The organism is Arcicella sp. LKC2W, from assembly GCF_034931005.1.
Taxonomy (GTDB): domain Bacteria; phylum Bacteroidota; class Bacteroidia; order Cytophagales; family Spirosomataceae; genus Arcicella.
The window spans coordinates 1-14,973 of sequence record NZ_JAYGIN010000032.1 but is presented as its reverse complement, the minus strand read 5'-3'; the positions used below and the strand labels follow the sequence as shown (position 1 = coordinate 14,973).

Annotated in this window: 12 protein-coding genes; 1 reads left to right on the top strand and 11 read right to left on the bottom strand. The window is 31.9% G+C overall.

Annotated features, from left to right (window positions below; genetic code table 11):
• From VB796_RS21570 to VB796_RS21520, 11 genes are all read right to left on the bottom strand, one after another.
• A complete protein-coding gene (locus tag VB796_RS21570; RefSeq protein WP_323348664.1) occupies positions 1 to 1,557 on the bottom strand; it encodes a response regulator in 1,557 nt (518 codons plus the stop codon).
• Between the two features lie 4 nt (positions 1,558 to 1,561).
• Positions 1,562 to 2,062, bottom strand: a complete 501-nt coding sequence (locus tag VB796_RS21565) for a hypothetical protein (RefSeq protein WP_323348663.1) — start codon at positions 2,060 to 2,062, stop codon at positions 1,562 to 1,564.
• Between the two features lie 5 nt (positions 2,063 to 2,067).
• Positions 2,068 to 5,685, bottom strand: coding sequence for a hypothetical protein (locus VB796_RS21560; protein ID WP_323348662.1), 3,618 nt, complete (start codon positions 5,683 to 5,685; stop codon positions 2,068 to 2,070).
• 2 nt (positions 5,686 to 5,687) lie between these two features.
• Positions 5,688 to 6,032: a cupin domain-containing protein gene (locus VB796_RS21555; RefSeq protein ID WP_323348661.1), complete on the bottom strand. Its 345-nt coding sequence runs from the start codon at positions 6,030 to 6,032 to the stop codon at positions 5,688 to 5,690.
• Between the two features lie 37 nt (positions 6,033 to 6,069).
• Complete coding sequence (locus tag VB796_RS21550; protein WP_323348660.1) at positions 6,070 to 7,185, bottom strand: ABC transporter substrate-binding protein; 1,116 nt, start codon at positions 7,183 to 7,185, stop codon at positions 6,070 to 6,072.
• 70 nt (positions 7,186 to 7,255) lie between these two features.
• Positions 7,256 to 7,900: an ATP-binding cassette domain-containing protein gene (locus VB796_RS21545; protein ID WP_323348659.1), complete on the bottom strand. Its 645-nt coding sequence runs from the start codon at positions 7,898 to 7,900 to the stop codon at positions 7,256 to 7,258.
• Positions 7,901 to 7,914: 14 nt separating this feature from the next.
• Positions 7,915 to 8,724, bottom strand: coding sequence for an ABC transporter ATP-binding protein (locus VB796_RS21540; protein ID WP_323348658.1), 810 nt, complete (start codon positions 8,722 to 8,724; stop codon positions 7,915 to 7,917).
• Positions 8,725 to 8,733: 9 nt separating this feature from the next.
• On the bottom strand, positions 8,734 to 9,603 hold the full coding sequence (locus tag VB796_RS21535; RefSeq protein WP_323348657.1) for a branched-chain amino acid ABC transporter permease: 870 nt from the start codon (positions 9,601 to 9,603) through the stop codon (positions 8,734 to 8,736).
• 2 nt (positions 9,604 to 9,605) lie between these two features.
• The gene (locus VB796_RS21530; protein ID WP_323348656.1) at positions 9,606 to 10,475 is read right to left on the bottom strand and encodes a branched-chain amino acid ABC transporter permease; all 870 of its coding nucleotides are present in this window, start codon (positions 10,473 to 10,475) and stop codon (positions 9,606 to 9,608) included.
• A 369-nt stretch (positions 10,476 to 10,844) separates the two neighbouring features.
• The gene (locus VB796_RS21525; RefSeq protein ID WP_323348655.1) at positions 10,845 to 11,831 is read right to left on the bottom strand and encodes a Tn3 family transposase; all 987 of its coding nucleotides are present in this window, start codon (positions 11,829 to 11,831) and stop codon (positions 10,845 to 10,847) included.
• On the bottom strand, positions 11,815 to 13,938 hold the full coding sequence (locus VB796_RS21520; RefSeq protein ID WP_323348654.1) for a DUF4158 domain-containing protein: 2,124 nt from the start codon (positions 13,936 to 13,938) through the stop codon (positions 11,815 to 11,817). Before VB796_RS21520 ends, VB796_RS21525 begins: the two co-directional genes overlap by 17 nt.
• Before the next feature lie 151 nt (positions 13,939 to 14,089).
• Here VB796_RS21520 and VB796_RS21515 point away from each other — a divergent pair, with 151 nt between their 5' ends.
• Complete coding sequence (locus VB796_RS21515) at positions 14,090 to 14,689, top strand: master DNA invertase Mpi family serine-type recombinase (protein ID WP_323348653.1); 600 nt, start codon at positions 14,090 to 14,092, stop codon at positions 14,687 to 14,689.
• The last annotated feature ends 284 nt before the right edge of the window (positions 14,690 to 14,973 follow it).

Here is a 14,973-nt window from a genome sequence, read left to right as displayed (position 1 = left end):
TTAATTATTATAATGTTCTTTTTGCTTTTCAATATAGAGAATTACTTTTTTTAAACCTTCTATACTCTGTTCACTACCCAATTTTGAAACCTTTGATTGAACTAATCTTAATACAGTTATCATTTCTTGCCATTCGTAACCATCTCGGAAGGCAAGTAAAAATAAAAGATGTGATAAATATTCATAAATACTTATTTCTTTTTCATCTTCAATTTGGAAGTTATCAATTATTGACTTCACTAAGATTGAATCTTTTATCTTTAAAAGATCATTAACCTTTTGCTTCTTTGATAGTACTTTCCCAAGAGTTTCTGCAGACCACTGTCTTACAGAGTCTTCATTTTCCAATTTTTGTAATTCGTCTGTCCATAATTTTTCCATTGGATATTCGTCGTCAATATCAATCGAATATAATTGACTATCAATAAAACTCAGAAAACTATAGAGAAAAGCATTTGGAGTATTAAGTGGGTTCGCTCCTCTATCAATTATCCAGTTTTCATCACTTAGGGCGAATCCCATTTCACGAATGTGGTCAATAAAAGCTGATGGAAAAGCAGTAATTGGATAAATCCAAAATTTACCATCAATACCTTTTTTATATTTCTCCTTATGGTCAAACAATTCTTTAAGAATGTCAATACCCAAATTCCTGTTCCTACTACTTTTATCAATTTTATCAAGTAAATAGTCTAACATGATAATATCAAACCTTTCATTTTCTAAAAGACGTAATGCTTCCGATTTTGTTGATGCTTCAATAAAAGTAAAATAGGAGTTGATTTCGAATGGTTCATTAATTTCCTTTACATTATATGTTATCCATCTAACTAAGAAATCAATTTTAGTCTTTGCATTATCATCAATAACTAAAATCTTCCACTTCAACTTTTTATGAATATTTTTTTTTAAAGCATCTTCTAATTCAAAGCTAAATTTAGTTTCTTGAAAAAAAGGAAATGGGACAACATAATGTGAATGACTTTCACCGTCTTCTTGATATATGTAAGAGTTTTGGTAAATTCTTGTTACAAATTCTATAAACTCTTTAGATGATTTTTCAGAATAAACGTTAGATTGTAGATGGAAGCCTATCTCGGATAGTGTGTTTTTCAAATTCTTCTCATAATTAGTATCACTTGTATCAACCCATCTTTGCCAACTGGAACAATCCCAATATTGAAATCCGAGAGTACGAATATTTCTTTTTACATTCTCTATCTCAGTTTTATTACAAAGTAGTAGAATTGGCAAAAACTGTTCAGAGCTTCTGCCTTCTTCAAAGTAAGTTTTTTCATCAGACCCTAAAAAAGCAATAGGTCTATAAGTATCTAATATTTTCGTTAAATATTTTTTCTGATAAATTTGATTATTCTGATTAGCATTTATGATAACAATATTTGGGGTTTGTCCTTTCTTAGCTAATTCAAAACTGTATTTATGGGTATTAAATGTAAAAGAATCTAAGGATTCTTTTAATATACTTTTTTGAGGGAAAGTATACAAAACTAAGTTTTCATCCACAAAGTGATAAATTTGATAGTAAATTTTACCCATAAACTTATGAATTATCATCGGGGATTATGAAAAAATGATTCCAAATTGATGTTAAAATTAAACCTAATTTTCCTTGATTACGACAAAACTCTCCTGCTGTTGTAATTAAATCTTGTAAAATACCTTCATGTCCCCCAGAAAAAGCCTTAATAATAGAATTGTTCAAATTTAAACTTGTAGGAACATTATAAAAAGTGGTTCTTTTAGGATTATGCTTAATGAAATCACTATAATGAAAGAGGGCTAATTTGGGGAAATCAGGCTCAATGGTATTGAACAAGTTATAAATATCATTTATAATCTGAGTATCCATTAAAAAATCTATTTTTACTTGATGTTTTACTGTACAATAGTATAAATTGAATTCCTCAGATGAGAAGCGACAAATTTCAAGTGTATCAAACCCTTCTACTATTGAAATCTCAAATTCAGAATTCAATTCTAAAAAATTTTTACTAAACAGTTTGGTATTTATTTCTTGATAAAAAAAAAGTATATTTTTCATTTTATTTATCCCATTAGTGTTTTGCAGATATTATATTTTAATTGAAAGTCATCCTTAAAATCTATTGCATCAACTACTGCATTAGTTAAACTTTCAATTGGTTTAAAAATGACAAAAGGTAAATATTTAGGAGATATTTCTTTTTTATACCATTCATCGTTGCCCCTTCCTGATACAATACACAAGGACATCTCATGATATAATATTCTTTCTCTCATCAAAAATGTCTCAATAAACCAATCAATATACAAATTTGATTTATCTTTTTGTAATCGCTTTTTATACAAGTCTTCGATTAATGATAAATGTACAACATAGATGGTATGATTTGTGAAACTTTCGTCATGGACAAACTTTAGTTCATCTGATTCTGTAAACTCTTCACTATAAAACCACAGTCTAAGAGATTTTTGATATTTGAGTATGTTGTCTTTGGGTATTTTTTTTGCAATTCTATTATCCCAAATTTTCACTTGAACCAACAAAGTTTCAATAAACTCATCTATTTTATTGCTTAAAACACCAAGCATTATATCTTTTATACCATAGCTATTAATCTCAGCAAACTTTTCTATCAATACCCCATGACTTCTATAATTCAAAACTATATTTTTATAATTCTTCGGCACTTCTTGTGTACTTCCATGTGTAAATACAATATCGCCAAAATCAATGCTATCGTTTAGCTTCTTTTCTCCATCTGGGCTACTTCTGCTGCCATTCAAATCATATACATGAATGGGATTTAAAGATGGATTTTGAGAGTCAGGTAATTCAAAGATTGTTATTTTATTGTTCAAATCTTTGAGAATGCTTCTATTCCAAACTTTGTACGCACTTTCTTCATAAAGTTCTGAGTTTGGTTTTACAATACGTTTCTTTGTAATAATACTTTGCTGTGGTACGGCGGTATTGTTTATATCATTGAGTCTATTAAATTCAGCTTCAAACTCAACTTTTTCAATGATTCTATAAACATCTCTCTCTCTTAACTTTGACGTATTTTGACCAAGTTTATCAATATGTAATTTAACAGAATCAGCAATAACGAATGTAAATCTCGAATGGTTATCAAATGAATCCATGAATTTATCGGATAATGAATTATCAATATTAGGTTGCAAATGTTTAATCGTCTCACCTCGCCAGATATTAAAAAATTTGAATAAATACCCTTTATTAGACATTCCATCTTCGGCATATTTATAGCTTTTCCTTTTGTTTTCTATCGAGAAGATATATTCGTTAAGCATATCTTTTCGAGATTCTATACTATAATTTCTATTGTATGTTTTGCCTTCTTCAACGTCATCATCTGTTAACATTCTTGGATGAGTCCATGGATAAACATACCAGTCTCTTGCGTTATTTATAGTTTCGACACTTGAAAATTTATTATTAAAGAGCATAGCAGAACAAATCTTATCCTGAGAAGTACCTCCAAGCATAGGTGCTCCTGTATCAGAATCTGTTATACCTTTAAATAGTTTTTCTTTGATTGTACCAAAAGGTGAAGACATTTTGTCCTCAAATTCTAAGGGCTTTATTTTATGTCCAATTGCAATTCCTGTTCGGTAGAGCCTATGTTTTCCAATATAATTACAATTCAATCCATCGTTACATGGCAATTCTTCAACAACTTCTTCAAATTTTATATTGAACACATCAAACTTTTGAAATGTAATAATGAGAGTTAATCCATTTCTTCTTATATTATCGAAATCATGCTTAAAATGCTTTACATTACGAATGGTATTTTCGATAATAGTTAAAAAAGCATGAATACCAATAATAGAATTGGGCATATAAACAATCTCCTTTGAAAGTGTACGCCTCAGTTTTTCAAAATCTTTACCAAATCTTAAAAAACCATATCCTGAATATTTTATATTATCATCAACTAAAAAATCATTTGAGCATGAATCGTAGCTATTTTCCTCATTAATTATTTCTGTATTTATTTGGACAAAATCATATATTTCAAGTCCAGATTTATCATTTAATTCAAATTGTTTATCTAACCCTATTTTAATATTTAGCTTATATATTTCTTCTGTGGCGGCAATTGTACCAGCATAGAGCGAATTCTCAGCAAATTCTTTGAAAAGTAAGTTGAAAATAGAAAGGTGTTGCCCTCCGAAGTGTAAATCTCGTGTAACGCCACTCCAAAAAGCAGCTTTACCTTTAATAAATCGGATAAAATGCCACAAAACATTATCTATTGGAACTGGAAGTGTATAGTCCTTCCTTCCTCCCGTAACAAGATTGGTTTTACTGTCTAATGCATTCACTTCTGCAGTGAGTAGCTTTTCAATATTGATTCCTTCAAGCCGTATTAAGTCAGTAAATGTAAGGTATTGATTTGTATTGGTATGGTCATCTAACCCTAATTTCTTGTAGTATTCTTCTGAAATTTTTGAAATAGATTTTAAAACATGTCTATCAACGGTAGCATTCGGAAATGTTATATCTTGTGGATTGTCATTAACGTAGATAGGTTTTTCGAGTTGTAAAGTACGCTTTTTAAACCATGCCTCTAAGGCTACTAAACTATGAGCTGAGATGTTATGTGCATATGAATCGACTAAAATCGAGATAATTGCGGTACGAAGTTGATAGTGCTTAATTTTTTCTATCTGTCTAACGCCTACTCGATAAGTATATGACAGTAAAAGTGTTTTTATTAAATGATCTAAATGAATAGTAAGATTTCTCCATTTTTCAACTTCTATTTCCTTTTTTACAGTTACGAAAAGAGAACAAGCACCTATTCCACTCAATCCTGATTCATCAGAATTAGAAGCTCCGACAATTGGAAGTGAAAGGAAATACGACTTTACTTTTTCATTTGAATCGCATAATTGATGCCATAACTGATGCCAAACTAAATGTGTGTTTTCTATTGAAGGTTCAAATTTTTCAGGTATTCCTTCTTTTAATTGTACTGTTATTTTTGATTTTATTTTGTCATATTCCCTATTGAAATCATTATTAGAAATTGAAAATGAATGATTATCAACATATATATGATTTTTAACTTCTTTTAGCTTGATTAGCTCTTTTTTGCCTTCTTCTTGCTTCGTAATAATCGCTAAAAACTCTCCAAATAATACACTAAGTTCATCAATTTCTCTCCCACTCTGTTTTGGATAAATTCTTATTTCATCTTTATCAAAAGAATAAGAGGTTTGTTGATGAAGTTCTGTTAACTGTGGAATGATACTTTGTGGATTGTTAAAAAAATCAGGGTGGTAATAAATAGGATATATTCTTTCAGTATCAAAATTGAAGGCAAATACATATTCTAAAAACTCTCTATTTAATTTAATTTTTGTCTTTTCGTTTTCCCAAGTACATACGAATACAGTAAACTGTTCATCTTCTATTGTGGATACTTTTGTTGAATATTCAAAAAAAATATTATCTAAATTATCTTCGCCCAAAATTTCAATAATTGATTGTAGAATGTTTTTTAGCCCAGAAATCTCAAAAAAATGTTCGGAAGTAATATTTGGTGACCTCCCAAACTTTTCAGCTTCAAAGAGATTAACTCTATTAAAACTATTTGATAGTTCTTCTTTATCGAAAAACAATGTTTCATTAAAGATATTTTTGATAGACATAATTAGATATCTCCTCCATTTAAAATCAAATCTTCATATTCACTACTTCCAGGCATAACACAAACAAGAAACGACACATTTTTATCTGTATCATTTATAAAGTGATGAGGTATCCCTGCATTGACAGAGAATGCTTCTCCCTGTTCTAAACAAATAACACCTTCACCAACTCTAAGTTTTATTGTGCCATCTGTCACCTTAAAAGTTTCTGTTAAATTAGAATGTATATGTTTTTTGTTTTCGAAATTAGGTTGTACACTTACCTTTAAAAGTGTTAAGAGTCCATTTGTTTCGATTTGGCTCTGCACCATTTCGATTTTTATACCTTTATCATTAAATGTTTTCATTTTGCTATCTTGTTTATTTCATTATTTAGATAATATTTTACTTATCTGGTGTGAGTTTTCCATTTTTATAAATGCAAATTTCAAGGTTTAATTTCAAATCTCCTGTGGAATCAAATGCAATTGGACCTGTAATCCCATCTAATTTTACACTTTTCAACTCATTTTCGATGCTACCTTTTTTACTAATTTTATTTAAAATAAGTGTCATGTCATAGGCATACGCATCTGTATATTTTGGTTCAATATTAAATTTAGTTTTGAATTTCTTTCGCCATTCAACAAATTTTGGTTCTTCACTCCTAGAATTAAAGATTGGAGCAGTGCATCTTAATCCTTCAACAAGTTTTGAATCTAACAGAGGTGCAGCATCTAACAAATCCGTTGAACAAAACGTATTATTGTCTTTAATACCATTAATTGTTTTTAGTTCTTTAATCAGTTGTACAAGATGAATATCATATCCATTTAACAATAATACATCCGCTTTAAATGAATTAATTTTCTGAGCTAAATCCTTAAAGTTATTTTTTTCATAACCATATCCTTCAATAAATATATTTTTTACTCCCATCTGATTTATTGCGGGTTTTATTATTTTATCAAATTGTGTTCTAGAACCAGGTTCATCTACAAAAACCATAGCAACTCTTTGTGGAGAACGAGATTTTACAAAATCAATATAATATTGAGCTTCTCCCTTAAAGTTAGTCCAAATTCTAAACGTATTTTTATTTTCTTCGCAAATAAACGGCTCAAATGTCCAAACAAAATGAGGAATATTCGATTGACTTACTTGTTTTATTATTGAAGCAGTTTGAACATCTAAACCAGAAACATATATATCGGGCTTCCCAATTAATTGTGACCTTAAAATTGAATTTGCTTTTGAGGAATTGCCTGCATTATCTTGGAAGTCAAAAACAATCTTTGAATCTATTTTTGAATCTTTCAATTTTAGATCGTCCAGAGCTAATTTAATACCCCTACGAACAGGCTCTCCATAAGAAGCTAAATCACCTGACAGAGGAAGATTTAATGCTATTTTCAAAGTCGAATCTGTTTCTGATGTTTTATCTTTTTTACTATACCAATACCCAAAGCCAATTAAAGAAATAGCTATTAATCCTATCCATAAAAAGTTATTATTTTTCATCTTTACTATTTTATCTATCCCGAAAGGGTGTATTTATGATATATCATACCATTATGGTTATGACATGAGTTTAAATTATATTTCCGTCTGTAAGTATTACTTGTTTACTTGTCGTATTCAATGCCAGGTTTTGGTTTTGTTCTATCAATAAAACACTTAGGTCGGCTTGTCTTACATATTCAAGTATAAGTTTGCTTGTAGCTTGGGTAACACCAGCACTTGGCTCATCAGCTATCAAAAGTTTCATATTTGGGTTTCCAGCAAATACCATTGCTAAAGCCAACTGGTGTCTTTCTCCACCACTTAAATAAGTAGCTTCTAAGGCTAATCGGCGTGGATTTTCAAAAAAAACAAATTCATTTTGTATCTTTTCAATTTGCTCCTTAGCAATTGTATTTTCTAAGTTTGAGGTTGCTACTTTTAAGTTTTCAAGAGCATTCAAATGACCGAAAACTCGTCCGCCTTGCATAAAATATCCAATCCCCATTCTTTGCAATTGTTGAGGTGTTTTATTTATAATACTTTCTCCATCTAAACTAATGTCTCCTTTTATATGTGGTAATAAGCCCATAATTGCTTTTGCAATAGTAGATTTACCAGAACCATTTTGTCCAAAAATCGCTATTTTTTCATTAGATTCCAAACGCAAATTTAAGCCTCTTAGTATAGGTTGTTCTTTAAAATAGCCAGCATATAAATCCGTTAATTGGAGCATGATTTAATTTAAATTTATTTTGTCATGGAATTTGTAATAACTTCAGCGTAAGTCCCTTGTAAAGAAATTTCCCCATTCTCTAAATAATAGCAATAATCAGAAATATCTTTGACAAAATCAAGGTTATGCTCAATTAATAGCACAGTTTTACCTGTTTCTCTTAAATAATGAATAATCTTTTTTAGTAATTCGGCTATGTCTGGGTTTACACCTGCACACGGTTCATCCAAAAGTATCAATTCTAAATGATTGTTCATAAAAAGTCGAGCCAAAGCCAGCAACCTTTGTTGCCCATAAGACAAAGAACCCGCTAAATGTTCCCTCTTTTCCCATAGTGGGTTAGCTTGCCCCAACAAGGAATTAAATATTTTTTCAGCTTCTAAAACTCTATTCCCCTCAATTTGTGCATTTTTTTTCGAGGAAAACATACTTACAAAAGGAAATTCGCCAAAAGTATTTTCATCAGCCAAAAGCATATTTTCAAGTACGGTCATATTTTTAAAAATATGTGTTCCTTGAAACATCCTCCCTACACCTGCTTTAGCTGTTTTATAAGCTGGAATTTTGGTCAAATCTAAATAGCCCTTAGATGAGTTAAACAATATTTTACCTTCATTAGTAGGCAAATATCCACAAATTATATTAAAAAGTGTACTTTTTCCCGAACCGTTGCCTCCGAGTAAAGCAGTAACTTTACCTTTTTGTATTTTAATGTTTACATCGTTCAAAACATAAAAATATTCATTATCCGTTTTTCCAAGTAGGTTAATGATTTTTTTACTATAAGTTTTTCGTACATTTTGTATTTCAAGTATGTATTCCATCGGCTTAACTTATTCAAATTTAAACGCCCCTGCTATGCCCTGTGGACGATACCGAGCAACTAATATCAATGCTAACCCATAGATTATTTGTTTCATGGGTGCTGCAATGCTGTCAGGAAGTCCTACAAATCGTAACAATTCAGGTAAAATAATTACGAAAATAGCTCCAACAATTGGTCCTTTCAGGTTTCCAGTTCCGCCAATCAATACTGCTGCCAATATAAAAATAGATTCATCCAAACTAAAACTTGTAGGGTCAATGTAAGAAATATAAGAAGCAAATAAAAAGCCTGCAAAGCCTAAAAACATACTGGACACAACAAAAGCCCAAATTTTGAAAGCAACAGGGTTTCTACCCAAACTCGAAAGAGCAATTTCATCTTCTCTTAATGCCATCAAGACCCTTCCAAATGGTGATTTTAACAAATGATAGAAAACATATAGACACAGAGCCATCAAAAGGCTACTTAAAATCAAAAATCCACCCGTACCACTTATTTCAAAACCAAAGATTGTTGGTGAAGGAATGCCCGAAATACCATAAGGTCCTTTTGTAACACCTATCCAATTATAAAGTATTGTATATATGATGAGTTGGAAGCCAAGGGTACCTAATATAAAATAGTCACCTTTGAGACGGAGAGTTGGAATAGCGATTATGATACTCAAAATGATGTTGGCTACCATTACAAGAAGTAAAGTAGGCAATAATGAAAAATGAAAATACATCAATGATAGGGTGGTTACGTATGCACCCACTGCATAGAATGCTGCCTGTCCCATAGATACCAAATTTGTCATACCTACCATCAGATTAGTAGTAGTACACAAAATGATATAAATATTTATCATTATGATAATATGTAGTAAATAGTCCATAGTTAAACTTCTCTACTTTTTTCTCCTAAAATTCCTTGTGGTCTAAAAATTAAAAATAATAATAAAATACCAAAAGTAATAGCATTTTCCCAACGAGATTCAAAATAATAAATTGCGATGGCTTGTAAGACACCCAGAATAATTCCACCAATTAGAGGTGCTTCAAAACGACCTATTCCACCTATTATTAGAGCAACCATCGCATTGAGCAAAATAGGCATTCCAATATAAGGATCCATACCAACATCATAAGAGTTTAAACAACTTGCAATAGCAACTAAAGCCCCAGAAAGCCCAAAAAGTACGTATCTGACACGAAAAATATCTATACCAAAGATACGACTTAGTTCAGAATCATCTCTGATAGCACGTGTTTGTAAACCTAATTTAGAATATTTCAACAAGGCAAATAATATTATGATTGCAAAAAGGCTAAAAACTGCTTGATAGATTTGATTATTTGTAATGAGAATTTCTCCAAGTTGAACTGATGAAGAAATATTATTATTTATGACCTTTGTATCGTTACCATAAATTAAAGCCACACAGTTGATTAAAATAATAAACGTACCGATAGAGCTTATTAAAATTAAGTTATTCGAGGTTTTCTTAACTTCTAAAGGTTTGTAGATGAAAATTTCTATTAGTATGCTAAAAAGAGTATTGAATAAAATGGCTAAAAAAACAGAAAGGTAGATAGGCAATCCAAACTGATTTGAAAAAGTATAAAATAAATAGCTGGCAATAACATATAAAGCCGCAAATGCAATGTGAAAAATACGAGTGGTATTATATACTAACGCAAATGCCAAGGATGTTAAGGCATAAATTAAACCTGTGACTAATCCGTTAATGATGAACTGTATAAACATTTTTCTGAGAGTTTAGTAAATTTATTTAAAAGCCCTCACTAAAACAAACTGAATTACATACTATTTGACGCAAGTTTAAAATAGACCACGGATGAAACGGATTAGACTGATTTTCACGGATTTTATCAGCGTATATCCGCCTAATCCGTTTCATCCATGGGCCAAATACCAAATTTGATAGAGAAAACTAATTTTGCGTCAAATAGTATATAGTATATAGTTCCGAAAACAATATAAATACTTTAGCAACAAATATTTGAATTTCAATTCGAATTATTACAGTGGTGGTTACAACTAAAGAAAAGTGCGAGTTTCACCACGACTTCCGTATAATTTTTCGAGTCGGATAAAATCACGTTTGAGCGATTCTCAGCGGCTTAATTTTATTTTCGACAGTCTATCCAAGTCAAAAAGTAATTCTTCTTCCTTTTTTCCAAAGTCAAAAGACCCTTTCAGGTTGATATGCGACCATGTGTGAGTATTAGTTTGTAAAATAAGTTTTAGATTCTCTTTTTGCTCCGATACTGTGGCACAACCATCTAAAATTTGTAACATCAACAAGTGATTATAATAGTTTATAATATTCATTATCAGCCGTTTACACCCTTCTGCTGTGAGTTGTTCTCTTTGGGTGAGCCAACGATAATCTTCACTACCAATCACCGCTCGGGCAAAAGCGTTGCCATGCTCTCCATTGGCTAATACTTCTTCCACCGAAGCCCTAATTTCGGGGTCGTCAATATACCTGAGAATATAAATAGTTCTTAAACTTAAAAGCCTGCCTAAATCAGATAGAGCCTTGTATAATGGATTCTGTCGGTCATAGGAATTAAGTCTTCTAAACAAGTCTGAAACCTTGGTATGTCCCAATTTGATACTGCAAACTACCCTCAAAATATCGTCCCAATGTTCAATAATATTGTCAATATTGACCTTTTCATTAGGTACAATTTTATATCCCTTTTCTTTGTAAGTAGCAACGGCATCAATGGAAAACAACTCTTTATGTTTAAGATTGGCAATCCGAGGTCTAAGGTCAATTCCAATGAAATAAGTAATGGCAAAACAAGGTAACGAATGCCCGTGGTCATCGGTTGAGTGGGCATCGGGCATGAATAATTCATTATGAGTCAATCCATTCAAAAGATAGGCTGATTCGGGTTCATCGGCTGAAAACACCGTTGAAAATGTTAATTGCCCAGCTTCGTCAAGATGCGAATAAATCACCACTCCTTTGCCATTGCCAAAATATTTGTAAGACTCTGCAGCTCTCAAACAAGGACCAGAAACATTAACTTTCATCCCATCACTACTGGTATGAACAAAACCAGAAACACGTCTAAAAAGGTCTTCCAAAGGTAATTGATTGATTGATTAAGCCTACGATATAATCATTGACTTCCAGTAAAGTATCAGCATCAAAATAGTGCGTTGCTACGGTATCTAAGGCATTTTTATCAATATTCTCTGAGATATTTCCCATTGGAAGAATCCCAATATTTTCACCATATCCAATCAAGGCAGCATAAAACAATCGCTCGGGCGGTCTTTTAGGATTCATCAAAGGACTATGATGTTGAAAAAAGGATAGATAATTACTGAGTTGATGGACTTGAGAAAGTACCTTCAAAATAGGGATAGAACGCTCTGGGGGATAAAGTAATTTAGTCAATCGTTGTTTCTCTTCTTTGCCAAAATCATCCTCTTGTGGCTTATGTGTTTTCCATTTTCCATGACTATCAATACTGATAAAAAGGTTAATCGGTATATTGTTATTGACTCTTTCAAATTGACGATTTAAGGTCTGATTAATGTCCATTAATGTTTTCCCAGCTTCTTTAAAATGTGCAATTCCTGCCTTTTGTAAATAGTCCTCACGATGTTTCTCCCATTGAGCCATCGGAATTAAAAAGTGCGTATAGGCTTGATAGTTATACGAATTTTCTATGTGCAGTTCCCCCGATTTTAAGTGTTCTTGAATTTGTTTGAAGAGCAACATTTTATAAAGGGAAACTTTTAGTTTTCCTTGGTCAGAATAAATTCTTTGCTGTTCATCCATACTCAGAAAATCAATCGGTAAATCCTTTTTCTGGATAATATTAGCCTTGTTTTCTTGAAAATAAGTAATGGATTTAAGTAAGGGATGATTCATGTTTTGCATAGAAAACTGTAAATACTCCAACATTCCTGATAGTTTTAATTGCAAACGAAACGATACTTTTTCTAATTCTTTGTAATAATCATCGTTGTTTTGAGTGGAAGAATTTAACTCTTGTAACTCCTTAATTCGCTCAATATCAAGCGATAGCGTATTTTTGTCAATCTTTTTCTGTCGATAAAGTTCTTGGATTTGTACAATTTTTACTTCTGCCGTCAATAAGATTTCATTGGAAATTCTTTCAATTTCAGTGAGCATTTCAGCATAAGAAATTCCACGAGTAGAAACCGTTGCGGTCAATTTTGTTCTAACGGGTTTAGTATTCCAATAATGACCTTGTTGGCGGTTCTCACTACTATTCAACGCCATCTTAACGGCTTTTTGGAAGGTTAAAACTAAGGCATCTCCCAGGCTAAAATATTGATGAATAATGAACGCAATAAGCCATAAATTACGCTGAGAAAGATTATTTTTGAGTTGAGCGGTTTGGGTATCAATGACGTATTCAGCGTAGTATCGAATAGTCGTATGGGATAGGTTAAGCCGCTTAATGACAGGTAGGAGCTGTTCATACATCGCTTTAATTTGGATAAACATTTCAACCCTTTTCAGAATTTCTTGGTTCTCCATCGACTCAGGTATCTTTTTGAACAAAGTTAAATCGTATTTTACCACTCCAGACCCTACTTTGGTCAAGGGAGATTTTTGGAATAAATTATCCAACAATAAAATATCTTGCGGAGTCAAATGTCGTTTTAGAATATCATTAAGCTCTTTTTCAACGGTTTCAAGAGCTTCTTTAATGAGGCTTTTAAGTTGATAATATGCAGGTATTTCTATACGCTTCTCCCATAAGCAAGCCACTAAATTATCAAACATCAGATTCGGCTTTGTTTGATTTCTTGCCATTCTGGTTGCTTCTTCCAGTAAATTTTTATGAATACTCCCATCACCAGAATACGCCTTGAAGCCAAATCCCAGCAAGATAATTTCTCGATGCCGATAACAAGAAGTTAGCTTATATTCATCAATATCAACTTCGTTAGGGTCGCCAGAGAATTTTTGAACAATAAAATCAATATCTTTTTGTGGATAGGTTTTGGGGTGAAAAAACCTACCCATCAAACGGAAATAACCCAATTGCAATATGAAGCCCGTTTTATTGGTTGAACTTGATATTTGGTCAATCGCCAATTTTGCCCAATGCGGTATCACCAATAAAGAAGACCTTTCGGTTTCGCTGAGTTGGGGTGGTTCTTCAAAACGCTTACGGGCTTGTTGCGAGATGAATTCTTTATTTGCCATAGTATTTCTGTTTAGAATAATATAAATCGTTAAGATTAACCTCCTTTGGAATTGACTAAAAATAGATATTGATTAATTACTACATTTTTAGCCGATTATTGTATAAATTTAATGTAATATTGGGTATTATTTAACATTAAAGATTTTAACCATGATTTACGCATATTTACGAGTCTCTACCGATAAACAGACTGTTGAAAACCAACGCTATGAAATTCTCAAATATGCTGATACTAAAAAACTTTCCATTGACCAATGGATTGAAGAAACGGCATCAGGGGTTAAGTCTGTCAAAAACCGAAAAGTGGGAGAATTAGTATCACGTTTGGAGAAAGGAGATATTTTTTTAGTGAGTGAGCTTTCACGTTTAGGAAGAAATCTGATGGAAGTGATGGCGATCCTTCACGACTGTATGGAAAAAGACGTGAAGGTTTTTGCCATTAAAGAAGGCTATGAGTTAGGTAATAATATCAACTCAAAAGTGTTAGCTTTTGCCTTTTCACTATCGGCTGAAATTGAAAGAAATTTAATCTCTCAACGAACTAAGGAAGCCTTAGCCAGAAAGAAAAGTGAGGGTATGAGATTGGGTCGTCCGAAAGGTTCTCAAAATAAAGAAGTGAAACTAACAGGCAAAGAAGAAGATATTAAAAAGTTGTTGGACAAAAAGGTGGCGGTGGCTGCAATTGCAAGAATATTAGATGTGAATCGTTTAACCGTGAGAAGTTTTATCAAAACTCGAAAAATTGGGTAGAAAAACAAAACCATTTAACTTGAAAGCTCTGAGAATCATTTAAACGTGATTTTGTCCGAATCAAAAAATTCTGCGGAAGTCGTGGTGAAACTCGCACTTTTCTTTAGTTGAAACCAGTGGTCAATAAATCCTATCGAAAATTACTTTTGTGGACACAGTTCAAGATAAGTAATCTGTCATAATAAAAGTATATTTTTCATATCTTCGTCTATGCGTTATATCAAGCTCAATGAAGAAGAAATACAGCAACTCGTATCCATGGAGTTAGCCACGATTAGTCAACC

Excerpts from the sequence above, each read along its gene's own strand:
- VB796_RS21570 (WP_323348664.1), bottom strand. The coding sequence starts at position 1,557 with ATGGGTAAAATTTACTATCAAATTTATCACTTTGTGGATGAAAACTTA.
- VB796_RS21565 (WP_323348663.1), bottom strand. The coding sequence starts at position 2,062 with ATGAAAAATATACTTTTTTTTTATCAAGAAATAAATACCAAACTGTTT.
- VB796_RS21560 (WP_323348662.1), bottom strand. The coding sequence starts at position 5,685 with ATGTCTATCAAAAATATCTTTAATGAAACATTGTTTTTCGATAAAGAA.
- VB796_RS21555 (WP_323348661.1), bottom strand. The coding sequence starts at position 6,032 with ATGAAAACATTTAATGATAAAGGTATAAAAATCGAAATGGTGCAGAGC.
- VB796_RS21550 (WP_323348660.1), bottom strand. The coding sequence starts at position 7,185 with ATGAAAAATAATAACTTTTTATGGATAGGATTAATAGCTATTTCTTTA.
- VB796_RS21545 (WP_323348659.1), bottom strand. The coding sequence starts at position 7,900 with ATGCTCCAATTAACGGATTTATATGCTGGCTATTTTAAAGAACAACCT.
- VB796_RS21540 (WP_323348658.1), bottom strand. The coding sequence starts at position 8,724 with ATGGAATACATACTTGAAATACAAAATGTACGAAAAACTTATAGTAAA.
- VB796_RS21535 (WP_323348657.1), bottom strand. The coding sequence starts at position 9,603 with ATGGACTATTTACTACATATTATCATAATGATAAATATTTATATCATT.
- VB796_RS21530 (WP_323348656.1), bottom strand. The coding sequence starts at position 10,475 with ATGTTTATACAGTTCATCATTAACGGATTAGTCACAGGTTTAATTTAT.
- VB796_RS21520 (WP_323348654.1), bottom strand. The coding sequence starts at position 13,938 with ATGGCAAATAAAGAATTCATCTCGCAACAAGCCCGTAAGCGTTTTGAA.
- VB796_RS21515 (WP_323348653.1), top strand. The coding sequence starts at position 14,090 with ATGATTTACGCATATTTACGAGTCTCTACCGATAAACAGACTGTTGAA.